The sequence below is a fragment of the Chryseobacterium daecheongense genome (assembly GCA_027920525.1).
Classification (GTDB): Bacteria; Bacteroidota; Bacteroidia; order Flavobacteriales; family Weeksellaceae; genus Chryseobacterium; species Chryseobacterium proteolyticum.
On sequence record CP115858.1, the window covers coordinates 3,377,900 to 3,404,751 of the forward strand.

21 protein-coding genes are annotated in these 26,852 nt (G+C 34.0%); 8 read left to right on the forward strand and 13 right to left on the reverse strand.

Annotated features, from left to right (window positions below; translation table 11 throughout):
- Positions 1-15 precede the first annotated feature (15 nt).
- The 13 genes from PFY10_15035 to PFY10_15095 all read right to left on the reverse strand — a co-directional run bounded on the left by PFY10_15035 (position 16) and on the right by PFY10_15095 (position 12,431).
- Positions 16-948, reverse strand: a complete 933-nt coding sequence (locus PFY10_15035) for a glycosyltransferase (GenBank protein ID WBV55542.1) — start codon at positions 946-948, stop codon at positions 16-18.
- Positions 949-954: 6 nt separating this feature from the next.
- Positions 955-1,893 (reverse strand): glycosyltransferase, encoded by a 939-nt coding sequence (locus PFY10_15040; protein WBV55543.1) that lies wholly within the window; start codon positions 1,891-1,893, stop codon positions 955-957.
- Positions 1,890-2,714 (reverse strand): glycosyltransferase family A protein, encoded by an 825-nt coding sequence (locus PFY10_15045; protein WBV55544.1) that lies wholly within the window; start codon positions 2,712-2,714, stop codon positions 1,890-1,892. The genes PFY10_15040 and PFY10_15045 overlap by 4 nt, the downstream gene beginning before the upstream one ends.
- Before the next feature lie 5 nt (positions 2,715-2,719).
- The gene (locus PFY10_15050; protein WBV55545.1) at positions 2,720-3,619 is read right to left on the reverse strand and encodes a glycosyltransferase; all 900 of its coding nucleotides are present in this window, start codon (positions 3,617-3,619) and stop codon (positions 2,720-2,722) included.
- Positions 3,620-3,624: 5 nt separating this feature from the next.
- Positions 3,625-4,599 (reverse strand): hypothetical protein, encoded by a 975-nt coding sequence (locus PFY10_15055; protein ID WBV55546.1) that lies wholly within the window; start codon positions 4,597-4,599, stop codon positions 3,625-3,627.
- Entirely contained in the window at positions 4,599-5,699 is a 1,101-nt protein-coding gene (locus PFY10_15060) for a DegT/DnrJ/EryC1/StrS family aminotransferase (GenBank protein WBV55547.1), read from the reverse strand. The genes PFY10_15055 and PFY10_15060 overlap by 1 nt, the downstream gene beginning before the upstream one ends.
- Positions 5,692-6,153, reverse strand: coding sequence for an acyltransferase (locus tag PFY10_15065; protein WBV55548.1), 462 nt, complete (start codon positions 6,151-6,153; stop codon positions 5,692-5,694). Before PFY10_15065 ends, PFY10_15060 begins: the two co-directional genes overlap by 8 nt.
- Positions 6,150-6,551: an FdtA/QdtA family cupin domain-containing protein gene (locus PFY10_15070; GenBank protein WBV55549.1), complete on the reverse strand. Its 402-nt coding sequence runs from the start codon at positions 6,549-6,551 to the stop codon at positions 6,150-6,152. Before PFY10_15070 ends, PFY10_15065 begins: the two co-directional genes overlap by 4 nt.
- A gap of 110 nt (positions 6,552-6,661) precedes the next feature.
- Positions 6,662-7,924, reverse strand: a complete 1,263-nt coding sequence (locus PFY10_15075) for an ABC transporter ATP-binding protein (protein ID WBV55550.1) — start codon at positions 7,922-7,924, stop codon at positions 6,662-6,664.
- 18 nt (positions 7,925-7,942) lie between these two features.
- Positions 7,943-8,791, reverse strand: coding sequence for an ABC transporter permease (locus tag PFY10_15080; GenBank protein WBV55551.1), 849 nt, complete (start codon positions 8,789-8,791; stop codon positions 7,943-7,945).
- Between the two features lie 171 nt (positions 8,792-8,962).
- The gene (gene rfbA, locus PFY10_15085) at positions 8,963-9,826 is read right to left on the reverse strand and encodes a glucose-1-phosphate thymidylyltransferase RfbA (GenBank protein WBV55552.1); all 864 of its coding nucleotides are present in this window, start codon (positions 9,824-9,826) and stop codon (positions 8,963-8,965) included.
- 77 nt (positions 9,827-9,903) lie between these two features.
- On the reverse strand, positions 9,904-10,983 hold the full coding sequence (rfbB, locus tag PFY10_15090; GenBank protein WBV55553.1) for a dTDP-glucose 4,6-dehydratase: 1,080 nt from the start codon (positions 10,981-10,983) through the stop codon (positions 9,904-9,906).
- Between the two features lie 131 nt (positions 10,984-11,114).
- Positions 11,115-12,431 carry a UDP-glucose/GDP-mannose dehydrogenase family protein gene (locus PFY10_15095; protein WBV55554.1) on the reverse strand — a complete coding sequence of 439 codons (1,317 nt, stop codon included), beginning with the start codon at positions 12,429-12,431 and terminating at the stop codon, positions 11,115-11,117.
- A 214-nt stretch (positions 12,432-12,645) separates the two neighbouring features.
- Between PFY10_15095 and rimP the strand changes: the two genes are divergently transcribed.
- From rimP to PFY10_15135, 8 genes are all read left to right on the forward strand, one after another.
- Entirely contained in the window at positions 12,646-13,113 is a 468-nt protein-coding gene (gene rimP / locus PFY10_15100; GenBank protein ID WBV55555.1) for a ribosome assembly cofactor RimP, read from the forward strand.
- A 16-nt stretch (positions 13,114-13,129) separates the two neighbouring features.
- The gene (gene nusA / locus PFY10_15105) at positions 13,130-14,365 is read left to right on the forward strand and encodes a transcription termination factor NusA (protein WBV55556.1); all 1,236 of its coding nucleotides are present in this window, start codon (positions 13,130-13,132) and stop codon (positions 14,363-14,365) included.
- A 79-nt stretch (positions 14,366-14,444) separates the two neighbouring features.
- Positions 14,445-17,405 carry a translation initiation factor IF-2 gene (gene infB / locus PFY10_15110; protein ID WBV55557.1) on the forward strand — a complete coding sequence of 987 codons (2,961 nt, stop codon included), beginning with the start codon at positions 14,445-14,447 and terminating at the stop codon, positions 17,403-17,405.
- Between the two features lie 306 nt (positions 17,406-17,711).
- Complete coding sequence (locus tag PFY10_15115) at positions 17,712-20,579, forward strand: SusC/RagA family TonB-linked outer membrane protein (GenBank protein WBV55558.1); 2,868 nt, start codon at positions 17,712-17,714, stop codon at positions 20,577-20,579.
- A 19-nt stretch (positions 20,580-20,598) separates the two neighbouring features.
- Positions 20,599-22,206: a RagB/SusD family nutrient uptake outer membrane protein gene (locus PFY10_15120; GenBank protein WBV55559.1), complete on the forward strand. Its 1,608-nt coding sequence runs from the start codon at positions 20,599-20,601 to the stop codon at positions 22,204-22,206.
- Between the two features lie 17 nt (positions 22,207-22,223).
- The gene (locus tag PFY10_15125; GenBank protein WBV55560.1) at positions 22,224-23,027 is read left to right on the forward strand and encodes a hypothetical protein; all 804 of its coding nucleotides are present in this window, start codon (positions 22,224-22,226) and stop codon (positions 23,025-23,027) included.
- Positions 23,028-23,061: 34 nt separating this feature from the next.
- Positions 23,062-23,712: a hypothetical protein gene (locus PFY10_15130; GenBank protein ID WBV55561.1), complete on the forward strand. Its 651-nt coding sequence runs from the start codon at positions 23,062-23,064 to the stop codon at positions 23,710-23,712.
- 313 nt (positions 23,713-24,025) lie between these two features.
- Entirely contained in the window at positions 24,026-26,803 is a 2,778-nt protein-coding gene (locus PFY10_15135) for a SusC/RagA family TonB-linked outer membrane protein (GenBank protein ID WBV55562.1), read from the forward strand.
- The last annotated feature ends 49 nt before the right edge of the window (positions 26,804-26,852 follow it).

Consider the following 26,852-nt stretch of genomic DNA (forward strand, 5'->3'; position numbering starts at 1 on the left):
TTTGTGTTTATTAATCTATACAAAACTATTGTTTTGTTTTTTTATCTGATATTTTTGTTTAATTGTTCTTCTGCTCCATTTAATGGTATGGTATAATTTGGTCGGAGTAAAGGAAAATTTAGACAAAACATTATAAAAAAAATAACCAATGCTCGCCTTAAAAAAATCGATTTTGCTTATCATATTTGAATAAGACATAAGGGTATAATAAAAATAGCTCTTAAGTTTTAATTGGCTATAATCTGAGTTATATTTTTTTATAAAGGGAATAATAGCAAAATCTTTTTTCATGACTTCTGAAGTTACATTTTTTGAAATACTGGCTCCAAATTGTCTGTAGGTACTCATTTGTTCCGGAAATATTTTTACTTTGCCATAGCAACCTGCCAATAAATATAAACATCTGTCTGCGGAAATAATATCCGTTGGAAAGTCATCCTTTAATATCGATTTTCTAAAAAAAAAGGTGGATGTCTGACATATTTTCAGATCGGTTAAATCATCTTTTAACAATTCATCTCCCGGATGATCAGTAAAGCTATGGCTTGGGGTTGGAGTATCTTCATAAACAACCTTGGAATCTGCTCCTACAGCTGAAAAATCGGGATGAGATTCCAAAAAATCAAATTGCTTTTGAATTTTTGAATGGTCAATCCACAGATCATCTCCATCTAGAATAGCAATATATTTTCCTGAAGCTTTTGAAAAAGAAAATAAAGTATTTTTAACATAACCTAAATTGGGTATGTTTTTAAAATATTTGATTCTGTTACCTTTGGGATGTGTGGTAATGAGTTGATTAATAATATCTTCTGTGTTGTCGGGAGAATTGTCATTGCATACAATAATTTCATAGGAACCGGAAAATTCCTGGGAAAAAATACTTTCCAGACATTCTTTGATATACTTTTCATGTTTATATGTAGTGATGCAAATACTGATATCCATAATGAGTTAGATTGTAAACAGGTCTGACAATTTCAAGTCTAAATATTTATGACGAATACATTTCGCTATATATATCTTCCTGTCAAGAAAGTTCATTGTTTTCAAATAAGAATTCCTATTTTTAATAAAGGCAGAGTATATTTCTGTTTTTTGAGGATCCTCTTTAGGATTTATTTCCTGAAGCCTTTCGATAGATTTTAAATATGGCCATACATAATTTTTAAAATACTTTTGGTGTACCGAAAGACTGGAGGGAGTTTCAGATTTCTCAGAATTATATCTGAGCCCATATACCTGACCAGGATGAAGTCTGTAGGAAGAAAGGGCTTTTGGAATGAATCCCAATTTATTTTTAATACTCAGTATTTGTACAATAAAATAATCATGAGCCATTGGAAAATCTTTGATATTGTATTTTTCAAGTGCATTTTTCCTTATGGCAAGTGCACAACCCAGAATAAAACTACCTTTACTTACTAATGAAACAAAAAGCTTATGCTCCCGAATGTCATTAATAATACTTTCGTGTGTTATATTTTTCCAATTAAGATATGATGGCTGAACATTATTTTCATCGATTAGTTTTAAATCATGAAATACTCCATCGGAATCAGGGTTTTTCTGGAAGAAAAGAATCGTCTCCTCTATCTTGTTCTTTTCCCATACATCGTCTTGATCACTAATAATTATGATTTCATTATTGCATAAATAGATCGCTTTTTCAAAATTTCTTATAAATCCTAAATTGGTTTCGTTTGTAAATACTTTGATAATCTCAGGATACTTTTTCTCATAAGTGCTTAAAATTTCAATTGTTCGGTCAGTAGAGCCGTCATCGCAGATGATCAGCTCATCAGGAATCAAAGTCTGATGTAAAATGCTATCTAGCTGAGTGGATAAATATTTTTCACCATTGTATGTACACAGTGCTACTGATACCTTCATAATTTGAAAAATTTAAAAACTTTACTTACTAAAACATACCTTTTACTGTTTAAAATAGCTTTTAGGTGTTTGTTTTCGGAGGTTAACTTTTCATTAGCTTCGAATAAATTTTCAAAACTTCCAAGCTCCTTCGTGAAAAACTCTATATGTTTTCTATAGATTATATTGTGAGTATACAATTTCTTTGAATTACCATTTGCCGACATTTCTTTTATCATAGATATTTCTTTAATTCTATAATAAAACCCTACTTCTTTAATTTTGAAAACATTACCTTTTTCCTTCAAAAGAGAAATCCAAAAATCCCAGTCCTCCCATCCGTAAATAAGGTTAGTATCATAGCCTCCTGCCTTCATCCAGTCCTCTCTTTTAAAGAAAGCAGAACAAAAAATCATGTTTTTTACGGCAAGCATCTTTCTGCTATAGGCCGGTAGTTCCCAACTTCCATTTTCTGAACCAAATTTTTCTGCTTCACAATAGATAATTGTATATCCTTTATTAAATTCTTTTGCAGCTAAATCAAGGTACCGGCTGCTTATTTTATCATCGGCATCCAATGGTAATATCCATGTTCCTTTTGAGATTTCTATACCCGCATTCCTGGCTGAAGATAATCCTCCGTTTTCTTTATAAATATACTGAAAACGAGGGTCTTTCTCAATCCATTTTTTTGCTATCTCTTCTGTGTTATCCGGAGAACCGTCATTTACAATAATACATTCCCAGTTCTCATAATTTTGATCGAGAACTGTTTCTAAGCATTCATCAAGAAATTGAGCCTGATTGTAGCATGGAACGATTATGGAAATTTCTGGATTCATTTTTTTTAAATGATTTTATTTAAAAGTTTAAATAATGGAACCGGTAGCTTATAATGCATGGCAGTATATAATCGTTTTACTTTAAAAGGATAATTTTTGTAGGCTTTGAGATATCGCAAAGGTAATTTTTCACCCGATATATAATGTTTCTGTGTTATTCCGTTTATTTTATCTTTTATATCACCATTTTTATCAAACATCATCTGAAGAATCAAGGTTTCCATCTCTATTCTTTCTTTTTTAGCAGAAGAAAGATTATTATCATGAATTCTGTAATAAGCTAGTTTTTGAGGAATATAAGCTATGTAATAAAGAGCGCTTATCTTTAGCCATCTAAAATAATCCTCCACTAAAAAGTCTGATTTATATTCTCCTGTATCTACAAGGGCTTTTTTTCGCATGAGAACTGTTAGGGCAGCAATTCTGTTGCTCTTAATTAATTGTTTCCTAAAAAGGTCTTTATCAACATTTCCCAGCGAGTTATAATCTGCGATATCCGGAATGCTGTTTGAATTTTCATCTACTCCATATGTGTCTGTGAATACCATTCCGAACCCATTACCTAGTCTTTCCAGTTCTGCTACACATTTTTCTATCGCTTCAGGATGGAGAAAGTCATCGGCTGCAATTATTTTTATGTATTCTCCTTCTACAAGATTCATACAATTGTTCAGCATAGTTGAAAGGCCAGTATTTTTTTTCTGAAAATTGGTTTTGGCTGAATAGTTATTTTTTTTAAGCCAATTTTCATATACAGAAACCGAATCATCCGGTGAAAAATCGTCTGCAAGAATCAATTCTATGTATGGATAGGTCTGTGATTTAATACTATCCAGACATTCGTTAATATACTTTTCATGATTATAGCTACTAACTATAATACTTACTAACCCTTTTTTTTCCAAAATAATTATTCTAATTGTTCCTTTGCCCCTTCAATTCCTAACAAACTCTGTACCTTTTCTCCGTGAGCATCTAAGGAATAAATAAGTTCTCTTTGATCTTTCTTTACCAGATAGATTTCAGATGGGACTATATTAGCATTGTCGATTTTCTTTGGAATCACTAGCTCTAACGTGTAGCCAGCAATAAATTTTTCGTTGAGGAAATCCGGTTTTATGTGAATTGTCGGATTAAGTGAGTCTACCGACACCCTGTTCAATTTAGTTGCTACTAACTTGGATGTTAATGGACTTAAACCAATGCGGAAAAGTTTACGTTGTTTAATATACTGAAATCCATTTTCTTCAAGGGTTACCGGATTATGATAAACCATTTTTTCGAGATGCTTAAGAAGTCCTTTGGAATTATAGATTGTTCCATCAACAGAAAAAGGATAAGACCAGTGATGAATAACCGTATCGGTATAATAATCCCATTGATAGTAGTTGTTCTTTTTCTCAAGATATGATGGTTGTCCATCCAAATTTTCACCAACGTACAATCTGTAAGAAGCATTTTCAGGATTGGCTCTTATGATGTCAAACACTTCTTTCGGAATTGTAATATCATCATAAAAAACTCCATCATCTGTATTGAACATTAGGAATTCACAATTGCTGTTGCGAATGATTTTTTGAAGTAATCCTTTGAAATTATCTCCGTTTTTATTAAATAAATTTTTTTTCTTGAAGAATTCCCAATCTTTTTTTGAATTAAGTGATTTGAAATAAGATAAATCGAAAATAACACTCTTTCTTTCAATAAAATTTACACGCTGTTCTGCATATTTTTTCTTAAGAAGCTCATATCCTTCCTTATGAGGTCCACTCGTATGATATAAAACAACGATTTTTGAATCTGTTTTAAAATGTTTTAAAGTAGATTGTAATAAGTAATCTAACTGAATCGCACGATTGTAAGAAAATATTATATTGAGAACCATTAGAATGCATTTAAGGTTTGTATAACTTTTAAAATTTCCTCATCTGTCATTACTGGGGAAATTGGTAAACTTAAAACCTCATTATGAATCTTTTCGGTAACAGGCAGACTAAGTTCCTTCCATTCTGAGTATGCTTCCTGATGATGAGGTGGAATGGGATAATGTATGAGGGTTTGGATTCCATTTTCTTCAAGATACTTTTGCAGCTTATCCCTATCTTCTGTTCTGATTACAAAAAGGTGATATACATGGCTGTTTTCTTCTAATTTATGTTGAGGGAGAATAATCTTTGGATTTATAATTTCCTTAAGGTATCTATCTGCAATTTTTTTTCGTTCGTAATTTTCTGCGTCTAAATATTTTAATTTTACAGATAACACAGCAGCCTGAATTTCGTCTAAACGCGAATTGTAACCACGATATTGGTTAACGTATTTTTTTTGAGAACCGTAATTTGCCAAAGTTCTCACACAAGTCGCCAATTCATTGTCTTTACAAGTGACAGCGCCGGCATCTCCTATAGCTCCAAGATTTTTCCCTGGATAAAAGCTGAATCCTGCAGCATCTCCTAAACTTCCTGATTTTTTGTTTTTCCACAATGCTCCAATTGTTTGAGCATTATCTTCAATTATTTTTAGATTATATTTTTCTGAAATTTGTTGTATTTTCTCTGAAAATACAATACTCCCATATAAATGAACAAGTAGAATTGCTCTGGTCCGTGAAGTAATTTTTTCTTCTATTTTAGAAGTGTCAATGTTGTAAGTATTAAGATCTGGTTCTACTAAAACCGGAACTAATTTATTATCTGTGATGGCAAGGATAGAAGCAATATAGGTATTGGCGGGAACAAGAATCTCATCTCCTTCAGTCATAATACCAAGCTCAATATAAGCTCTGAAAATTAACCTTAATGCATCTAACCCATTTGCCACGCCAATGGCATGAGGAACATCGCAATATTGAGCAAGCTCTGTTTCAAATGTTTTTATTCTATCACCCAACAAATACCATCCAGAACGGAAAGTACTTAAGATGGCATCTTCAATTTCTTGTTGATGGGTAAGATTTATTTTCTGTAAATCAAGAAATTTAATCATGAGTATTTTTCTTTAAAAATTTTGCTGGATTTCCAACCCAGATTTCATTGGCAGGAATGTTTTTGGTAACAACACTCCCTGCTCCGATAAGCGAATTTTCTCCAATTGTCACACCTGCCAGTATGGTTGCGTTTGCACCAATAGATGCTCCTTTTTTTATCAATGTCTGTTCCAGTTTAAAGTGCTTATTTTTGGATTTTGGAAACAGGTCATTCGTGAAAGTTGCATTAGGGCCAATAAAAACATCATCTTCTATTGTAATTCCATCCCAGATCTGAACACCGGGCTTTATTGTTACATTATTCCCTATAATTACCTTATTTTCTATAAATACCTGACAATTGATATTACAGTTACTTCCAATTTCTGCGTCTTTAAGAATGACGCAGAATTGCCATATGTAGGTTCCTTCACCTATATTTTGAGATTGTACATCAGCCAGAGAGTGAATCATTTTTTATAATTTTTAAATTCCTCAAAATCTCTGAAATAATCTTTCTCATCATACAGTTCTGATGCTAAACACAGGAGTACAGCATTGTGGCTAAACTTGATATCTCTCCAAATTAGTTTAGGAATATAGAGGCCTTTCGAAGGTGAATCTAAAATAAAAGTTTCTCTATTTCCCTGAAGATCAAGCGTGTTAAATTCTATAATACCAGAGGTTGCAAATATCACTTGTTGAAGTTCTTTATGTGCATGACCTCCTCTTATAACATCCTGAGGAGTATAATAGGTCCAGTAAACTCTCTTTATTTCAAAAGGAGTGTCTTTTTGTGTTTCTGCAACAGTAATATATCCCAAATCCTGGGAACCAATTTTAGAGAAATTTATGATATGTGGGATATCCATCGAATGAATATAATTAGTTAGTAATAAATTATTTCAAGTAAATGTATAAATTTTATATAACAAAGGATGTAATGGACTTTAATAATATATTATCCAGATATCCATTATTTTTACATTTTCTCATAATTTACATTATGTGTGATTTTTGGAAATAAAACTCCTGGAGATTTAATTATTTCCCCGAATTGATTTTGCATTCCATTTACTTCAAAACCAAAAATTTGTGTTCTGAATGCAATGTCTGATCTATTAACACCCCAGAAAAAATCAAAATAATAGGAATCCTCATTAAGGGTATAAGGAGGTATTTCAAATGTAACAGTATAATCTCCTTTTTGAGATTCTCTGTTAGTACTTAACATCAGTCCAGTACTCATTACTGTAAGATCGTGGCTATTTTTAAGAAGAAAGGAAAGATCAATATCGACATTCGCCATCTTTGACATAAAAGAAACAGTCACAAGGATACCCGACTTTATATTAATCATATCTCCATTAATTGGTTCGGTTTTGAAGGATTTAATTAAAATCTTCTCATTTTCAAGCTTTATAGGATCATCCAGATAATTATAGAAAAATTTGGCTTCATTATTTTTTTGATATTCTATAATACATTTATTAATATCCCCTTGATTTATTAATAATCCTTTATCTAATAATAATGCAGTGTTACAAAGCTCTTTAATAGCAGTAATATTATGACTTACAAAAAGTACAGTTCTTCCTTCTCCTTTGGTGACATCACCCATTTTCCCCAGGCATTTTTTTTGAAATTCTGCATCTCCAACAGCCAAAACTTCATCTACAATAAGAATTTCCGATTCTAAATGGGCAGCCACAGCAAATGCCAGACGTACATACATACCTGATGAATATCTTTTTACCGGAGTATCTATATACCTTTCTACGCCAGAAAAATCAACGATCTCATCAAACTTTCTTGTGATTTCCTTTCGGGTCATACCCAAAATTGCCCCATTTAAAAATACATTTTCCCTGCCTGTCATTTCCGGATGGAAGCCAGTTCCAACCTCAAGCAAAGAAGCTATTCTTCCTTGGGTGTAGATTTTTCCCGTTGTGGGTTTGGTAACTTTACTTAAAAGTTTTAATAGTGTTGATTTTCCTGCACCATTTCTGCCAATAATTCCTAAAGCATCCCCTTGCTTTGTTTCGAAATTAATATCTCTAAGTGACCAAACATATTCGGAATCTCCTTTTGAAGTTCTGTCATTAGCTTCTCCAATTTTCAAATAAGGATCTTCCTTACCTCTTAACCTGTACCAGAATCTATTAAGGTCATGAGAAAGTGTGCCTGTTCCAACTTGTCCTAAACGATATTGTTTTGATATATTTTCTGCTTTTAAAGCGAGCATATTTTTTTAGTTTAATAATTATACAGTATCCATAAATGTTTTTTCAACCTTATTGAAAACAACAACTCCTATCCCCAAAAGAATAAGGATGATTATAGTACTTATTCCAAGCATCAATGGTGAAAAATCTCCAACACCTAACCATCCATACTTAAAACATTCAAAAATACCTGTTAATGGGTTGTAATAGGCTAACTTTTTAAAATATCCGGGTAGCGATGATACAGGATAGATAACCGGAGTTGCATACATGTATAAGCTTACACCAAAGCCCAATAGCATGTTAAGGTCTTTGTATTTTGTTGTAAGAGAAGAAAAGATCATACCAACACCTAATGCGAAAAGAGCCATAAGAACGACCAAAAACGGAGTAGCCAAGATCCATATATTAAAATGAATATCTCCTTTAGCGAGATAGTATCCCCAAACAATGATGAACAAAAAGAATTGAACACCAAGACGCATTAAATTTGAAATTACAATTGAAATAGGGGTGACAAGTCTCGGGAAATACACCTTTCCGAAGATAGCCGCATTTCCTGCAAATGTATTTGAAGTACCAAGTAGTGCCCCTGAAAAATAGTTCCAAAGAGTAACCCCAGCTAGATAAAATAGCAATGGTGGTGCACCGTCTGTAGGTAAATTAGCAAGTTTCCCAAAAACAATCAGATACGTAATTGTGGTGAAAATCGGATTAATAAAAAACCATATAGGTCCCAGAATCGTTTGTTTGAAACTGGATATAAAATCCCTTTTCACAAACATATAAATAAGATCTTTATATCTCCATACTTCTTTGAGCCTTAAGTCAAATAAAGTATGGTTGGCCTCAATGGTTTCTGTCCACTTTTGTTGTGGTTCATTCATTTGTGTTAAGTTTATGCAAATTTATAATAATTAATTTTCTCATAGTTCTATATATTATGAATTGTTATTCATGTAAAAACTAAAAATAATAACTAATATATTGATATTTATTATTATAAACAAAAGCTGTAATCATTGAAGATAACAGCTTTATAAATTCCTGATTTAAGATTATTTGTTTACGAGTTGCGTAAGGTATTTGCCATATCCGCTTTTTCCGTACTTTAAAGCTGTCTGTAATAACTTTTCCTCGTTAATAAATTTATTTCTAAATGCAATTTCTTCAATACATCCGATTTTAAATCCTTGTCTCTTTTCAATAACACTTACAAACTCTGAAGCATCATGAAGAGAATCAAAAGTTCCGGTGTCAAGCCACGCTGTCCCTCTGTCCAAAACACCAACTTCCAGCTTTCCTTTTTTAAGATAAACATTGTTTACATCTGTAATTTCAAGCTCACCTCGTACAGAAGGCTGTATGTTTTTTGCAATTTCAACAACTTCATTGTCATAAAAATATAAACCGGGAACTGCATAATTGGATTTTGGATGTGTAGGTTTTTCTTCTATAGAAACAGCTTTAAAATCATCGTCAAACTCTACAACTCCATATCTTTCGGGATCGGAAACGTGATAGGCAAAGACAACTCCGCCATCAGGATTTGTTTTGTTTTTTAAAAGGGTTCCCATTTCAGATCCATAAAAAATATTATCTCCCAATACTAGTGCTGCCGGATCGTTCCCAATGAAAGAATCTCCAAGAATAAAAGCCTGAGCAAGACCATCCGGGCTTGGCTGCACCACATATTGAATATTGCAACCTATCTGAGATCCGTCTCCTAGTAGTTTAACGAAACCTTCCTGGTCATGAGGGGTTGTTATAATTAGTATATCCCTTATTCCCGCTAATAATAATGTAGATAAAGGATAGTATATCATTGGTTTGTCATAAACAGGCATTAGCTGTTTACTTACTGCAATGGTAAGAGGGTAAAGTCTAGTACCGGAACCACCGGCTAAAATTATTCCTTTCATGTATTTGTTTTTTTTTATTTTTTCAATTATGTCCTATTGGAACATTGCATTTGGTGAAATGATTGTTTTTTGATGGTTTAGTTGTATTGTTTTTCGTAGTATTTTTGATAATCTCCCGAGGTTACGTTTTCTAACCACTCTTTGTTTTCAAGATACCAGTCAATTGTTTTTGATAATCCCTGCTCAAATGTCACTGATGGTTTCCATCCCAGGTTTTTATTCAGCTTTGATGCATCAATAGCATAACGCTTATCATGGCCTGGTCTGTCTTTTACAAAAGTGATTAATTTTTCAGAGTAACCAGATGGTTTTCCAAGTTTTGCATCCATTTGCTTGATTAATTCTTTTACCAGATCAATATTTTGCCATTCATTAAATCCTCCGATATTATAAGTTTCACCTGTCTTGGCTTCATTAAATATCTGATGAATTGCTTTTGCATGATCAATAACAAATAACCAGTCGCGGGTATATTTACCATCGCCATAAATAGGTAACGGTCTTTCATTAATAATATTGGAAATGCAAAGAGGAATCAACTTTTCCGGGAAGTGATTGGGACCATAATTGTTTGAACAGTTGGATACGATAAAAGGCATTCCGTAGGTATTTCCATAAGCTCTTACTAAATGATCGGAAGCTGCTTTAGAAGCGGAATAAGGAGATTGTGGATCGTAAGATGTTGTTTCCAGGAAGAAACCAGTTTCTCCTAAACTGCCGTATACTTCATCCGTGGAAACATGATAGAATAAATTCTTTCTGATTTCATCTGGAAATCTTCCATGGGTATGTTCGGGATTAAGCGTCCAGAATTCTTTACACAAGTTAAGAAGATTGGCAGTACCATTTACATTCGTATTAATAAAAGCCATGGGGTCAGTAATACTTCTGTCTACATGACTTTCTGCAGCTAAATGTATAACAGCATCAGGGTTATATTTTTCAAAAATTATTCTTAATTCTTCCGGTTTTGTTATATCTGCTTTTTCAAAAACGTAATTGGGTTCGTTTTCGATATCTTTTAAATTTTCTAAATTTCCAGCATAAGTAAGGGCGTCCAGATTGATTATCGTGGTGTTAGGGTTATTCTTGACAAATTCTCTAACAACGTGGGAGCCAATAAAACCTGCTCCTCCCGTAATAATTATATTTTTCATTTTAATATTTTGAAACAGTTAAGATTAAAGTTACTAAGGTATTAATATAAATTCTATACCTGCTATTATAAATATAGGGTATTGAATTTTTTATACAGAAAATAAACGGTACTTTGTTTTTGTTATTGAGCTTATGGATTCGGGATAGTTTGTCTTCCAATACTTTTATAATAGAATCCATGTTGTTTGGGAACCTCCAAAGGATACATATTTCTTCCGTCAAATATAACTTTATTGTTCATTTTTTCAGCCATCAGATCAAAATTAGGATTTTTGAATTCGGGCCATTCCGTAGCAATAAATAATGCGTCAGCTCCTTCTAAAGCATCGTACATCGTTTTTGCATATTGGATCTGGTCTCCAATAATCTGACGAACATTGTTTTCAGCGACTAGATCATACGCGGTTATTTTAGCTCCTTTTTTCAACAAAAGATTAATGTTGTCCAAAGAGGAAGCTTCACGTATGTCATCGGTATTTGCCTTAAAAGCTAGTCCCCAAATTGCAATCTTTTTTCCATTAAGATCTCCTCCGAAATATTTTTCAATATCAGAAACCAGAATAACTTTTTGAGTTGTATTTACATTTTCTGTAGCTTCTAAAATCTGGAAATTAAAATCTTCCTGCTTCCCAGATTTAATTAATGCCTTCACATCTTTAGGGAAACAACTTCCCCCATACCCAATTCCGGGAAACAAAAAGCGGTGACCAATTCTGTCATCACTTCCCATTCCCAGTCTTACTTTGTCAACATCAGCGCCTACTTTTTCACAATAATTGGCAATCTCATTCATGAATGTAATTTTCACCGCTAAAAATGAGTTTGATGCATATTTGGTAAGTTCAGACGATTTTTCATCCATGAATATAATAGGAATTCCTGTATTGGTAAAAGGCTGATATATCTTGGACATGATATTTTTAGCTCTCTCTGAACTTGATCCGACAACAACTCTTGCAGGGTTCATAGAGTCCTCTACAGCAAAGCCTTCCCTTAAAAATTCCGGATTGGAAACAACATCAAAAGGAATGTTTGTTTTTGAAGAAATAACTTCTCTTACTTTTTCTGCCGTTCCCACGGGAACTGTACTTTTGTTAACAATGACCTTATATTCAGTCATCAGTTCGCCAATACTATTGGCAACACTCAACACATAAGAAAGATCAGCAGATCCGTCTTCCCCGGGAGGGGTAGGTAAAGCAAGGTATACGACTTCGCTTTTATCTAATGCTTCTTTTAAATTGGTGGTGAAAAATAACCTTTGAGACTGAATGTTTCTATGGAACATCTCTTCAAGGTTCGGCTCATATATGGGAACAATGCCGTTTTTCATTCCTTCAACTTTTTTTTCATCAATGTCAACACAGTATACTGAATTGCCAAGTTCTGCAAGGGTAGTTCCGGTAACTAATCCCACATAACCTGTTCCTACAATTGTTATATTCAAAATGTTTGTTTTTAAAATTCATCACAAAAATAATAAAAATACTGTCAACCCCTCTTTAAATTTAATGTTAATACATTGCCGGGTTATTTATCTGATAATAAGATGATTTTGCTTTTTTAGAAAAAATATCTTATATTTGCATTGGATTTACGGAAAAAAATGGGAAGGCTTCGGAAGAAAGCCTTTTTTCGTACTGTAAATCAAGCATAAAATTATGGAGTTTAGAAAGAAAATTGAAGAATTATTAAATGAATTCCTTGAAACCAGAAAAGATTTATTTCTTATTGATCTGAAGTTTTCTGCAGGGGATGATATTACAGTGATTTTAGATGGTGATAATGGAGTTTCTTTGCAGGATTGTCTTGATGCAAGCCGGGCAATAGAGTTCAATATGGATCGTGAAGAACATGATTTTAGTCTTCAGGTGATGTCTGCGGGACTAAGCGAACCGTTATCTACTCCCAGACAGTTTAACAAAAATATAGGAAGAGAAATTGAAATTGTTCTTGAGGATTCTTCTAAAATAGAAGGTGAATTGTCAAAAGTGGATGAAGAAAAAATCACACTTATTTTACGATACCGAAAACCAAAAGATATTGGAAAGGGTAAAGTAGATGTGGAGGAGGAAAAGGAAATTCCTTACTCTGAGATAAAAAAAGCATTAGTAGTAATTAAATTTTAAAAAGAAAAAAGAATAAATGGATAATATAGCGTTGATTGAATCCTTTGGTGATTTTAAAGACGAAAAAGGGATCAGTAAAATTGATCTTATGGCAATTATTGAAGATTCACTGAAAACTCTTTTGAGAAAAAGGTTTGATTCAGATGATCATTTTGATGTGATTGTAAACCCTGATAAGGGGGATTTTCAGATATTTTTAAATAAAACAATCGTAGAGGATGAGATGTCGGAAGACGATGATTTGGAAATTGAAATTTCTGAAGCTAAAAAAATCGATCCGACTTTTGAAGTAGGGGAAGACTTTACAATGGAGATTCCTGTAGCACAGCTGGGAAGAAGAAATATATTAACTTTGAAGCAGATTCTCGCTACAAAACTTCAGGAGCATAATAATGCAATGTTGTATGAGCAGTTCAGAGACAGAATTGGAGAGATTGTTGTTGGAGAAATTCATCATATTCGTCACAAACATGTAATTTTGTTAGATGATGAGGGTAATGAATTTATTTTACCAAAAGAAAACCAGATTCCTTCTGACTTCTTTAAAAAAGGAGAGAACATCAGAGCTATCGTAGAGTCAGTTGATTTTAAAGGTTCAAAGCCACAAATTATTATTTCCAGAACTGCACCTAAGTTCCTTGAGAAATTATTGGAGCTGGAGATTCCTGAGATTCAGGATGGAACGATTATGCTTAAAAAAGTGGTAAGAATTCCTGGTGAAAAGGCTAAAATTGCCGTAGATGCTTATGATGATAGAATTGATCCGGTTGGTGCTTGTGTGGGTGTTAAGGGATCCAGGATTCATGGAGTTGTAAGAGAGTTGAAAAATGAAAATATAGATGTTATTCAGTGGTCTAAAAATCCTGAAATTTTAGTTAAGAGAGCGTTAGGTAACGTTACAATTAACAAAATAGACATCAATGAGAACAGTAGCTATGCGTTAGTTTATACACCTGTAGAAGAAATTTCTAAGGTAATTGGAAAGCAAGGTCAAAATATCAGACTGGCTTCTTGGTTGACAGGGTATGAAATAGATGTTTATAGAGAGTCTAGCGAGGATGACGATGTTGATTTGAGAGAATTTAATGACGATATCGAGCAGTGGATTTTGGATGAATTTAAGAAAGTAGGTCTTACTACTGCGAAATCAGTATTGGATAAGGATACTGAAAGTCTTTTAAATATGGTTGACCTTGAAGAAGAAACCATCGAAGATGTAAAGCGCATTCTGAGAGAAGAATTTGAAGATTAAGATTTTAAATAAATTTTAATAAAAAGTAAAAAAGAAATACTTTAATTTTAGAAATTAAAAAAAACAGTAAATAATATAAATGCCAAAAATAAGATTAAATAAAGCGGTTAAGGAATTCAACATTTCGATGTCCAGATTAGTAGAGTTTTTACAGTCAAAGGATTTCGAGGTTGAAAACAATCCTAACGCTCAATTAGAAGAAGCGGCATATTCTGCATTGGAGGCTGAGTTTGCCAAGGATGGCGAACAACGTAAAGCTTCCCATGAGGTGGTGATCATTAAAGTTCCGGAAGAAAAACTGGAAATAGAAGAAAAGAAAACCCCTGAAGTAATAAGAGCTAAAGCTAATAAACCAGAAACTAAAATTTTAGGTAAAATAGATTTGGATTCTAAGAAACCTGAGGCTGAAGAGATTTCTGAGGCTCCGGTTGTTCCTGTAACTCCTCCGGTTGAGAAGAAGGAAGAGATAGTGTCAGAACCGGAACCTGAAACTAAAGCAGCTACAGAGAAACAGGAATTTAAAGTTCTGGATAAAATTGACTTGTCACAAATAGAGTCAAGAAACAGACCAGTTAAAAAAGATAAACCAAAAGTGGAGGAGAAAAAAGCTGAAGAAAAACCAATTGAAGTTGTGAAAGAAACTCCAAAACCAGTTGTTGAAACTGAGGCCAAACCAATTGATGCTGTGAAGGAAGAATCTGTAAAAGATGACGAGCAATCTCAGGAGCCTCAGAAGATTGAAACCGTTTATCAAAAATTAGACGGACCTAAGATTGTTGGTGAAAAAATTGATTTAACGCAATTTGCTCCTAAGCCTAACTCTGGTGCGAAGAAGAAAAGAAAGAGGATTGAAAAACCTGGAGGACCTAATCAACAGAATATAGGGAACAATCAGCAGGCTGGAGGAAACAATCAGCAAGGGGGGCAAGGAAACCGTCCGCAAGGAGGTAATCAAGGCAACCGCCCACAAGGTCAGGGTGGCCAAGGTAATCGCCCGCAAGGTCAAGGTGGTCCTGGTGGAAACCGTCCGTACAATAATAACAATCAAGGAAACCGTCCACAAGGTCAAGGTGGTGGATTCAAGAAAGGGGGTCAGAATAATAGACCGGGTCAAAGAACAATGCCTGTGGAGCTAACTGATGAGCAAGTAAAGAATCAGATTAAAGAAACCCTTGAGAAGTTAACTAATAAAGGAGGTAAATCTAAATCTGCTAAGCATAGAAAAGATAAGAGAACTTATCGTAGAGAGCAGGATGAACGTCAGCAAGAGATTGATGCGCAGGACAGAACATTAAAAGTTACTGAATTTATTACAGTAGGGGAACTTGCCAGTTTGATGAACGTTTCTCCAACAGAAGTTATTTCTGCATGTTTCTCTCTAGGTGTTATGGTAACTATGAACCAGAGACTTGAAGCTGATACCTTATTATTGGTAGCTGATGAATTTGGATATAAAATTGAGTTTTCGGATGCTGATCTTGAAGAAGCAGAATCTGAAGAAGATATGGATGCTGAGGAGGATCTTTCTCCAAGAGCACCAATTGTAACCGTAATGGGACACGTTGACCACGGTAAAACATCCTTACTTGATTACATCAGAAAAACCAATGTTATCGCTGGTGAATCAGGAGGTATTACACAGCACATTGGAGCATATAATGTGAAGTTAGAAAACGGGCAGAGGATTACCTTCCTGGATACTCCTGGTCACGAAGCCTTTACGGCTATGAGAGCAAGGGGTGCTCAGATTACCGATATTGCTATTATTGTAATTGCAGCCGATGATGATGTGATGCCTCAGACTAAAGAGGCGATCTCTCATGCGCAGGCAGCAGGTGTACCAATGATTATCGCTTTGAATAAAGTTGATAAGCCGGGTGCAAATCCTGATAATATCCGTCAGCAATTATCTGGGATGAATATTTTGGTTGAAGAATGGGGTGGTAATGTTCAGGCTCAGGAAATTTCTGCGAAGTTTGGTAACAATATTGACCTTTTATTGGAGAAAGTGTTGCTTCAGGCAGAAATGCTTGAGCTGAAAGCTAATCCGAATAGAAATGCTCAGGGAGTTGTAATTGAAGCTTCACTAGATAAAGGAAGAGGATACGTAGCTACGATGCTTGTTCAAACCGGAACTTTAAGGGTTGGTGATTATGTACTTGCGGGGAAAAACCATGGTAAAGTGAAAGCAATGCTCGACGAACGTGGTAGAAACCTTAAAGAGGCAGGGCCATCAATCCCGGTTACTATTTTAGGTCTGGATGGTGCTCCTACAGCAGGGGATAAATTTAAAGTCTATGCTGATGAGAGTGAGGCAAAAACTATTGCCAATAAGAGAGAGCAGCTTCAAAGAGAACTTTCTATCAGAACTAAGAAACATACAACACTTGAAGAACTTGGAAGAAGAATTGCTCTAGGTGAATTCAAGGAGTTGAATATAATCCTGAAAGGTGACGTGGATGGTTCTGTTGAAGCATTATCAGATCAATTACAAAGGTTGTCAACGGAAGAGATCAGTGTTAATATCTTACATAAGGGAGTTGGTCAGATTACAGAATCTGATGTTAACTTAGCTACAGCTTCGGATGCTATTATCATTGGATTTAATGTTAGGGCCGGTGGTAATGCTAAAGAATTAGCAGATAAGGAAGAAATTGAAATCAGAACTTATTCTGTAATTTACGCAGCTATTGATGAGGTAAAAGAGGCAATGGAAGGTATGCTTTCTCCTGAAATTAAAGAGCAGGTAATTGGTAATGTGGAAATCAGAGAAGTATTTAAAATTTCGAAGGTGGGAACAATTGCCGGATGTATGGTTCTTTCAGGGAAGGTTACAAGAAGTGCTAAAGTAAGAGTTCTAAGAGATGGTATCGTTAAATTTGACGGGGAACTGGAGAGTTTAAAGCGTTTTAAAGATGATGTGAAGGAAGTTACTAAAGGTTACGAATGTGGATTGAATTTAAAAGGTTATAACGATATTGAAATCGGCGATATTCTTGAAGTATATGAAGAAGTTGCAGTGAAGAAGAAATTGAAATAATTTATTAATTATCTAAATATTTGAAAACCACTTTTTTATAAAAGTGGTTTTTTTGTTTAAAAAATATAATTTATATTGATTCTAAATTGGTTTTTTAACATTTTTTTATATTATCATTATTTAAGTTAAATAATTATAATAATTATATTTTTATTTAATATTTTCGCCTTTTTTTAATGAATAATTATTCATTTGTATGTGATTTTTAAATTAAAGTTAAAATTGGTTGGTTTTATTTGTTTGGTGTATTTGTAAATATTAGTATTAATTAACATATTTGTCTTGTATATATTAAAATATGTTAATATGAATGTTAAATTACGGGTGGTGAGTGCTGGCGCGCTATTTTTTATATGTGGCCTATATAATGCACAAACTGTTAAAAAAAATGATACAATCAAATCAAAAGATATTGAGGAGGTTGTGGTTTTAGGGTATAATAGAACTTTAACTAAGCCTAAGGATGTCAGTGCAAATACTACTGTAAATGCGGAGGTTTTAGAGAACAGGCCAAATGTTAGTTTTCTAAACTCATTACAAGGTTCTGCTCCTGGGGTTACTATTGCGTCTAATTCGGGTTCTCCTGGTTCTGCAAAAATTGATCTGGTTATTAGAGGGATTTCATCACTTTCGGCAGATACAGAGCCATTAGTGATTATTGATGGGGTTCCTACTGGGGCTAATCAGTTTAGGAATTTAAATTCGGAGGATATAGAATCTATCTCAATTTTGAGAGATGCGGCAGCGACTTCAATTTATGGAAATAGGGGAGCAAATGGAGTATTGTTGATTAGAACTAAAGGAGGTAAGTTTAACTCAAAATTGAGATTAAGCTATAGTACTATGACTGGGGTTAGTGTTATGCCTAAAAACAAATATAATATGGCGAATGCTCAGCAGTTACTTAGGATTCAAAAAAATAATAATCAAACAAGTCTTACAGGGGGAAAACTTACTGATGAAGAAATTGCAAACTATCCAATTAATACAAATTGGGAAAAAACTTTCTTTAAGGCAGATGTTACCCAGCAACATAATGTTTCTGCAACTTTTGGTGGTGAAAATACATCGGTATATTCATCTTTAGGATATTTGGAGCAAGGAGGTTTGGTTCCGAATACTAATTTTAAGAGATTTACATTTAGAAATAATATCACAGGTAGATCAGCTGATAAGAGGTTTAATTATACTGCTATAGTTGGTTTGGGGTATTCTGCTAGAAAACAGCTGAATCAAGAAAGTAATTCGGGTATAAATGGAAATTATGTTCAAAATCCATTAATAGGATCTTTTCTGGCTTTGCCTTATATTGCTTCTGGGCAATATGCTAATGGTCGCGATTTATTTAATGCAATTGGGACTAATTCCGGAGCGGAGGGTAATTTTGCCTACATTCTTGAAGATGTACTGAGGGGTGATCAATCCGTATTTGGACGTTTCAATGAAACTTCTATTTTCACTAATGTAACTACATCCTACAAACTTACAGATGACTTTACGCTTAATAATAGAACGGGGGTAGATGTTAAAATAGGAAATTCAATGGCAGGAAGAAATCCTAACGGGTATCTTTCGTTGGTGGTTGCTGCAACAAATGGGACAGAGTACGGAGGTAGTGAGACTATTGGTAACTCCAGAGAGCTGAACTTTACTACAGTTTCCAGCGTTAATTATAATAAAGTATTAGGAGATCATACTATTGGAGTAGGAGCATACTTAGAGTATAACAAGGTTCATTTCTATTCCAGTAGTCAAACTCAAAATGGTTTAGATCCAAGATCATTTGCGATTGGTTCAGGTGTCGGGTATATTGCTTTCGATCCTGTGAGAAATATTTATCTACCATCGGTTTCGGCATTTAAGGCTACTGCTGGTTCCCTTTCTTATTTTGCAACGGCAGATTACGATTATAAAGATAAATATGGTTTTAGTGGAACGTTAAGACGGGATGGTAGTTATAGATTTGCTCCTGGTAATAAATGGGGAACGTTTTGGTCTGTCGGAGGACGTTGGAATATTGATAAAGAAAACTTTATGCAGGGATCAATATTCGATATGTTGAAGTTGAGAGCTTCGTATGGTACCCAAGGGAATGCTAACGTAATTGCGGCTGGAGATGATACGAATCCTATGCTTTTAGGAACTGGTATTACAAGGGATTTGAATGTGGTTGGAAATGGGTATTCCAACACTTCAGGTTATTTTGTTAGTAATATAGCAAACCCTACACTTCGATGGGAAGAGGTTAAACAAACAAACTTCGGGTTGGATTTTAAATTGTTTAAGAATAGGCTGGAAGGTAATTTTGATGTCTACAGAAAAGATACCGATATGCTTTATTATAATATTCCTTCATCAGCAATTACCAGTCAATATACTTATAGAGGTAATTATGGAGCTTTAAAAAATGAAGGTTTTGAAGCGGTGCTGAGATATAATATTTTTAACAAATCAGATTATAAGTTAACAATATTTGCTAACGGTTCATATAATAAAAATACTATTAAAAAACTGTCAATTCCAGTAAGTACAGGATCTTTACTTTTAGTAGAAGGAGGTAGCATCAATGAATGGAATCTAGTGCCTTATTTAGGGGTGAATCCTAATAATGGAAATGAGTTATATTTGGATTCAAACGGAAATGTATCAGAACAAGCATTAGATAAAGACAGAAGAAAAACGGGGAAAAACTATTTTCCAAAGTACACGGGAGGTTTTGGCTTTAATAGTGAATATAAAGGGTTTTTCTTAGATGCATTATTCTCATTTCAAGCTAAGTTCTGGAGATCAGACAATCAGTTGGCGTGGGCGTTAAATCCATCATACATGCGTGCTGGAAATAATGTTTCTGCTGATTTGCTTAATGCGTGGACTCCTACTAACACTAATACAGATATTCCTTCGTTAAATGCACCCATGTCTAGCATTACTGATAGGCTTCTATATGATGCATCCTTCTTGAGGATGAAGAATGTAACTCTAGGGTACAATGTACCTAAAAAATTCTTTAATGAAAAATCTATACTAAAGGCTGCTAGAATCTTTGTTCAAGGTGAAAATATTTTTACCTGGACAAAATGGAGAGGGTATGACCCTGAAGGATTGGGTACATTTCCTTTAAGTGTTTATCCAAACCCAAGAACGTTCTCAATTGGAGCTAATTTAGATTTTTAGTAATTATTAATTATTCAATATGAAAAGTATTTTTAAAACAACAATATTATCCTTAGCTGTTATTGTAAGTGTATCTTCTTGTAATGATGCATTGGATATCACTCAGGCGGGAGAACTGAATGGTGAGTCGACATTCACTAATACAAACGATTTAGATAAATATCTTAATGGTGCTGTATATACTAGTTTAGATATTACCAATAATTTATTTTTATCTGCTCAAATAACTGATGAGTTGGGGATGGGGCCTCAGAATTCTGAGTTGGCACTTAGTGCTCATCAATTTTACCTTGATATTACTAATGGACCTACTTCTGGTATCTGGCTCGGGAATTATACAACAATAAATAGGGCTAACAGGCTTTTGGTAGGAGCCAAGGGTATAGTGCCGGCAGAGTCTGAACGAGCTAGATATAATAATGTGGTTTCGCAGACTAGACTAATAAGAGCATTTTCTTATTTTACTCTTTTGTCCTATTTTTCTACGGACATGAAAGATCCTAATGCTTTAGGGGTTATGCTAATAGAAGATGTCCCTGAGTTGACAGAAACTAAACCAAGGGTTGCGAATTCTCAAATTTTTGCATTAATTGATGCGGATATCACCTTTGCAGAAAGTAATTTGACAACCAGTGGTGATTATTACAGGATTACGAAAAATTTTTTAAATGCCTTTAAAGCAAGGTATTATTTATACAGAGGTATGTATCCTCAAGCTAAAGCTGCGGCACAGGCGGTGTTAAATACTTCTGGTTTATCACTTACGGTGGCAAGTCCTCCTAATCCAGGTAATCTGGCTCAAAATAATCAGGCTCATAAAGATCTGAATGCATATACTTCCAAGAATCCATACGTTAAAATGTGGAATAATACAGATACTGGTAATCCGAGAGAGTTAATATTTTCTTTAAACAGGCCGCAACTTCAAAGCTGGGGAAATATTGTAACTCTGTTTGCAACCAATGCGTCGCAGGCTAATGGATCTATTTTGTATGATATGGGTAGAAAAACTTTTAACCTGTATGCTAGTACTCCTGGAGATATTAGGAGGTTTGCGTATATTGATCCTACTGCTGTAATTAATTCCAATTACGCGACTATAGATAATTACAGAGCTTTGGATGTGCTTGTGATAGATAAATATCCTGGCAGAGCAACTTTGGCGCCTGATCCAATTCCTACAGATCCTACACGGGAAAAGGTTTTAAGTCAGAATGTATTAAGAAACGATATTCCAATTTTCAGGTTATCTGAGATGTATTTTATTTTAGCTGAATGCGCTGTTGAAGAAGGTAGTTTCACTACGGCTGCAACACTTATAAAGAATGTTAGGGATGCGCGTAACTACCTGGGTCCTGTGGATTTACCGGTGTATTCAAGTAAACAGCAGGCATATGTTGATATCCTTTTGGAGAGAAGGAAAGAGCTCTATTTGGAAGGGCATAGATATTTAGACTTAAAAAGATTGGGAGCAATTGCGGGAGTGGCTATTGATAGGGATCCTACAGACGATGTGAAAACGATCCCGGTGACTATACCAATTAATGATTATCGTATGAGATCGCTGCCTATTCCAAGGGCTGAGCTGCAAGGAAATCCAACAATTCAACAGAATCCTGGGTATTAATTAAAAAAAACTTAGAAATGAAAACAATAAAGTATATATATCTATTTCTTGTTTGTCTTGTTATGTCATGTACAAATGATGAAATTCATTACGAAGGTGAGCCATATTTACATTTTGTAACTTCAGGTTCGGATCAATTAATAGAACAGGGTAGTGGACATAAAGATGTTGAAGTTAAATATGGGACAATTTCGCAGGTATCTGGAGATAAGGAGGTTAAATTAGTTTTAGATCCAAGTTCAACTGCAAAAGAGGGAGTTGATTTCCAACTTGTGAAAGGTACTGATAATCCTTCGGGTAAAGTTAATGGAGTTTTCGTTGTGCGATTGTTGGAAAGCGGAGCGACCAGTGTGGCTAAAAAAGCTGTTTTTAAATTACAATCGAATTCTATTCAGAATGCTATTATAGATTATCAAACATATACAATGAGTATGTCATTGAAATGCTCGGCTACGTTGATGAATGCTAATTTTAAAAATACAGAGGCTTTTTGGAATACTCCAAATGGAAATTATGATATTGTTCAATCGTCAACGACAAATCAATTGAAGGTAAAGGACTTTTTGGACGTAGGTATAGATTTGGTGTTAAATTATAATCCGGATACATATGTAGTTACTATTCCGGATCAATATACGGGATCAAACTATAGTGCTGCTCCATATGCCGGAGCTCCAATTTGGGTTAAGCAATCTACTGATGCTTCGCAAGTTTCATCATTTAATCCGTGTACGAAGACATTAACTGTGTATGGGAATTATTACCTTAAAGGTACTACGGCGGCTTACGGAAACAAAAAAGAAGCGTTTGTAGGAAATTAAGAACAACCTCACTAAAAAAAGAAAATAATTTAAAATGAAAAAGACGGGAATTATATTGTCAATTTTAGGCTTTAGCTTCTGTTTTGGACAAAGTGCTGTGCTTTACAATCTTAATAACAATAGATTGTTGTCTAATTCGGTTAATAAAATTGGCGTTGGGGAAAGTGCCGATAATGATAATTATGAAGGTTCTCCTTTTTTAGAAAAAGAGTTTTTACCATCAATGATTAAAGGAGAGAGTGGAGCATTTCTTTTAAGATATAATATCTATAATGATGAAATTATCTTAAAGAGTGATGATAAATATTATAAAATCCCAAAAGAAGAGGCTGATTATTTTAAAATCAATAATAAATATGTTGTGAGATTGATTAATGGGAAATATTATATTGATTCCTCTTCGGATAAAAATAATTATGTAATTGTTCGAAAAGAGAATATAGCCTTTACGCCAGGAAAAGTTGCGGAGAATACCTATGATCAAGCTAGATCTCCGAAGTTTTCAAGAACTAAACCGGATTATTTTTTGTTTGATATGGCTAAAAAGGTAATTACTCCATTGAAAAAAGATGAAATTAAAGCATTATTTCCTAATAAATCTGAAGAATTAGATCAAAATTTTAAAAAGAATAAATTTAAAAATATTGATGATTTTAATAGTTTATTAAGCATTATTGCTTGTTAAATTAGACATACAAAGAAATTCAGGAGGGCCTATTGGAAAATAGGCTCCTTTGGAATTTATAGCTGTTTAATAATTTATAACGATTCTAAATAATATTTTTAAGGGTGATAAATGTTTGTTAAAGATATTTTGAATTGTGGAAAATTTGTTTTATTGAAATGTTAAATGTTATTTTTTGTTAAATTTTAATCTATGAAGTAAATTATTAATTTTTATATATCGTATTCATCATAATTATCGCCAAATTAAAAAGTTGCCAGTATTAATATTTATTAACATATTTGCTCTCTTAAATATATTAAAATTTGTTAATATGAATGTGAAATTGCGTGTTTTAAGTGCTGGAGCATTGTTTTTTTTAGGACAAGCTGCTTTTGCACAGTCTGTGAAAAAGGACACCTTAACTAAAGAAACTCAAATTGATGAAGTTATAGTTACGGGTTATCAGAAGAAAAAAGCTGATGAAATTACACAGGCTCAATCAGTAGTCGGAGGTGATGAGATTAGACGAAACACTCCTACTACTTCACTTGGTAACTCTCTTCAGGGTAGAGCTTCTGGTGTTTATGTACAGAGTTTAACAGGACAACCAGGTTCTGTAGCTACTATTTTAGTAAGAGGTGTTGCTGGAGTAGGAGGTTCTTCTGAACCTGCTTATGTAGTCAACGGTATGTATATGACCGCTAGACAATTCAGTGCTATTAACCCTGCAGATGTTGAATCCATCTCCATTCTTAAGGATGCTGCTGCAACTGCCCAATATGGAGCTAGAGGAGCAAACGGGGTTGTAGTTGTAACTACAAAATCAGGAAAAGCTGGTAAAACAGTGTATTCATTTGAAACAAAGTTTGGTTTCAGTGAAAAGTTGAAGGATAACAACTTCAAAATGATGAATTCAAATGAATTGTTGAACTTTCAGAATCAGTTAGGATTTTTAGGGGTAACACCTTGGACACCTGGCGAAATAGCTCAACTTTCTGCTTTTGATCATAATTGGCAAAAAGATATCTTAAGACCATCTTCAATTCAGTCATACCTATTCAGTGCTCAAGGAGGATCAAAAGAGAGTACATTTTACTATTCATTAGGGTATGATAAAGATACAGGTATCCTAAGGGATATTAACGGCCTAGACAGATATACTGGTAATTTTGCATTTACTAATCAATTAAGTGAAAAATTAAAATTAGGAGTTAATCTTAGTGCTCAATATCAGGAGACAGATAACTATCTTGATAGATTTAATACTCAGAATCCTTTTGCTGCAATGTACTTATATGCTCCTTATGAGCCGATATATAATCCTGATGGTAGCTATAACCAAGGTATGAGTGCTGGATCTAACGTGGTTGAACAAGTAAGAAATTATCCTCTTCATGATCAGAGATTAAGAATTCCTGTTACTGTATTTGGCGAGTATAAGATTATCAATGGATTGAAGTTTAAATCAAACTTTAATGCAATTTATGATTGGTTTATGAGTACGAGCTGGTTGAAAAAAGGATCTAACCTAGACTTAACGGTTAACGGAACACCAACCGGTCAGCTTGCTAAAAATTCGTTCTATGGTTTTAATTACACATGGAATAACTCATTAAACTATACTAAATCATTCGGAGGGCATCACTTTGATGTTTTAGGATTTGTCGAATATAATGACAATTTCAACGAAGTTTTAAATGCAAGTGCATATGGTCTAAAGAGTGATCAGATCAGTGTACCTTCTATAACTACTCCGTCAGCGAGAAATACTTTTACAGGTACTAAAACTAGAAATACATTATTCAGTTTGGCAGGTATTGTAAACTATGATTACCAAGGTAAATACTTAGTTACTGGATCAATTAGGAGAGATGGTTCTTCGAGATTCGGAGCTAACTCTAAGTATGGTACTTTCTGGTCTGCAAGTGCGGCATGGAATATCGCGAAAGAAGATTTCATGAGTGGAGGTTTTATTAATGATTTAAAATTAAGAGCTTCATATGGTACTACAGGTAATGATGGAACTGTTGTTGATTACACTAATGTAACTAATGTTGGTTATGGATTGTATGGAACAAATCCAACTTTGTCTCCTTTGAATACTATTGGTAACCCAGACTTGAAATGGGAATCTAATGCAATTACCAACCTTGGGGTGGATTATGTATTCTGGAACAGAAGAGTAAGAGGTTCTGTGGAAGTATATCAAAATAAGAGAAAGGATTTTATCCAGTTGTTCCCTTTTACAACGGAGCAAGGAAGCTATCAACAATACTCCAATGCAGGAGATATGACTCAGAAAGGTCTTGAAGCTGAACTAAGTGTAGATGTTTTAAAGAATAGAGATTTTACTTGGAATTTGCATGCAAACATTTCTTTCCAAAAAAGTGTATTGGATAAATTATCCAACGGACAAACTGAAAGAAATCTAGGATACACATATCTAAAAGTAGGTGAAACTCCTTATATGTTCTATAATGTTAGGTTCGCTGGTGTTGATCCTAATAATGGTGATGCATTGTACTATGATAAAAATGGGAATGTAACCAATGTTTACAGTGCTAATAATGCAGTTGCAATTGAAGGTAAATCTCCTTTCCCAAAAAGTTTTGGTGGATTTGGAACTACTTTGCAATATAAAGGATTAGATTTCAGTGCAGATTTTACTTTCAAACTAGGTGGATATACTTATAATAATATGTATTATCAAGCGGTTGATCCTTTAAGTGCAGTTTCAGGGTATAATGTTGCTCAAGCGGCAGCTAACTTCTGGCAAAAACCAGGTGATACCGGAGTGTTCCAAAAGGTTGATTCTAATGGATTGAGAGATTCCGATCAATGGATTGAGAAATCTGATTATTTAAGATTAAGATCTCTTACCTTAGGATATACATTTGACAGGGATTTCTTTGGAGAAAATGTTCCATTAAACAAAGTAAGATTGTATGTTCAAGGACAAAACTTATTTACGGCAACAAAATTCCACGGAGAACCTGAGGTTTCTCTAGGATCTGCGGGATCAACTTCTCTTTTTGTTCCTGGATCATATAACCTTTATACTTATCCTGCTGTTAAAACAATTATGGTGGGGATGCAATTTGAATTTTAATATTTAAACTACTATGAAAAAGAATAATATAATAAAAATAGGGATAGCC

Bases quoted from the DNA above. Each gene is read 5' to 3' on its own strand.
- PFY10_15115 (WBV55558.1), top strand. From the start codon at position 17,712: ATGAATGTTAAATTACGGGTGGTGAGTGCTGGCGCGCTATTTTTTATA.
- rimP (WBV55555.1), top strand. From the start codon at position 12,646: ATGGAGTTTAGAAAGAAAATTGAAGAATTATTAAATGAATTCCTTGAA.
- PFY10_15135 (WBV55562.1), top strand. From the start codon at position 24,026: ATGAATGTGAAATTGCGTGTTTTAAGTGCTGGAGCATTGTTTTTTTTA.
- rfbA (WBV55552.1), bottom strand. From the start codon at position 9,826: ATGAAAGGAATAATTTTAGCCGGTGGTTCCGGTACTAGACTTTACCCT.
- PFY10_15130 (WBV55561.1), top strand. From the start codon at position 23,062: ATGAAAAAGACGGGAATTATATTGTCAATTTTAGGCTTTAGCTTCTGT.
- infB (WBV55557.1), top strand. From the start codon at position 14,445: ATGCCAAAAATAAGATTAAATAAAGCGGTTAAGGAATTCAACATTTCG.
- PFY10_15120 (WBV55559.1), top strand. From the start codon at position 20,599: ATGAAAAGTATTTTTAAAACAACAATATTATCCTTAGCTGTTATTGTA.
- PFY10_15045 (WBV55544.1), bottom strand. From the start codon at position 2,714: ATGAATCCAGAAATTTCCATAATCGTTCCATGCTACAATCAGGCTCAA.
- PFY10_15055 (WBV55546.1), bottom strand. From the start codon at position 4,599: ATGGTTCTCAATATAATATTTTCTTACAATCGTGCGATTCAGTTAGAT.
- rfbB (WBV55553.1), bottom strand. From the start codon at position 10,983: ATGAAAAATATAATTATTACGGGAGGAGCAGGTTTTATTGGCTCCCAC.
- PFY10_15075 (WBV55550.1), bottom strand. From the start codon at position 7,924: ATGCTCGCTTTAAAAGCAGAAAATATATCAAAACAATATCGTTTAGGA.
- PFY10_15070 (WBV55549.1), bottom strand. From the start codon at position 6,551: ATGGATATCCCACATATCATAAATTTCTCTAAAATTGGTTCCCAGGAT.
- PFY10_15065 (WBV55548.1), bottom strand. From the start codon at position 6,153: ATGATTCACTCTCTGGCTGATGTACAATCTCAAAATATAGGTGAAGGA.
- PFY10_15060 (WBV55547.1), bottom strand. From the start codon at position 5,699: ATGATTAAATTTCTTGATTTACAGAAAATAAATCTTACCCATCAACAA.
- PFY10_15040 (WBV55543.1), bottom strand. From the start codon at position 1,893: ATGAAGGTATCAGTAGCACTGTGTACATACAATGGTGAAAAATATTTA.
- nusA (WBV55556.1), top strand. From the start codon at position 13,130: ATGGATAATATAGCGTTGATTGAATCCTTTGGTGATTTTAAAGACGAA.
- PFY10_15035 (WBV55542.1), bottom strand. From the start codon at position 948: ATGGATATCAGTATTTGCATCACTACATATAAACATGAAAAGTATATC.
- PFY10_15080 (WBV55551.1), bottom strand. From the start codon at position 8,791: ATGAATGAACCACAACAAAAGTGGACAGAAACCATTGAGGCCAACCAT.
- PFY10_15125 (WBV55560.1), top strand. From the start codon at position 22,224: ATGAAAACAATAAAGTATATATATCTATTTCTTGTTTGTCTTGTTATG.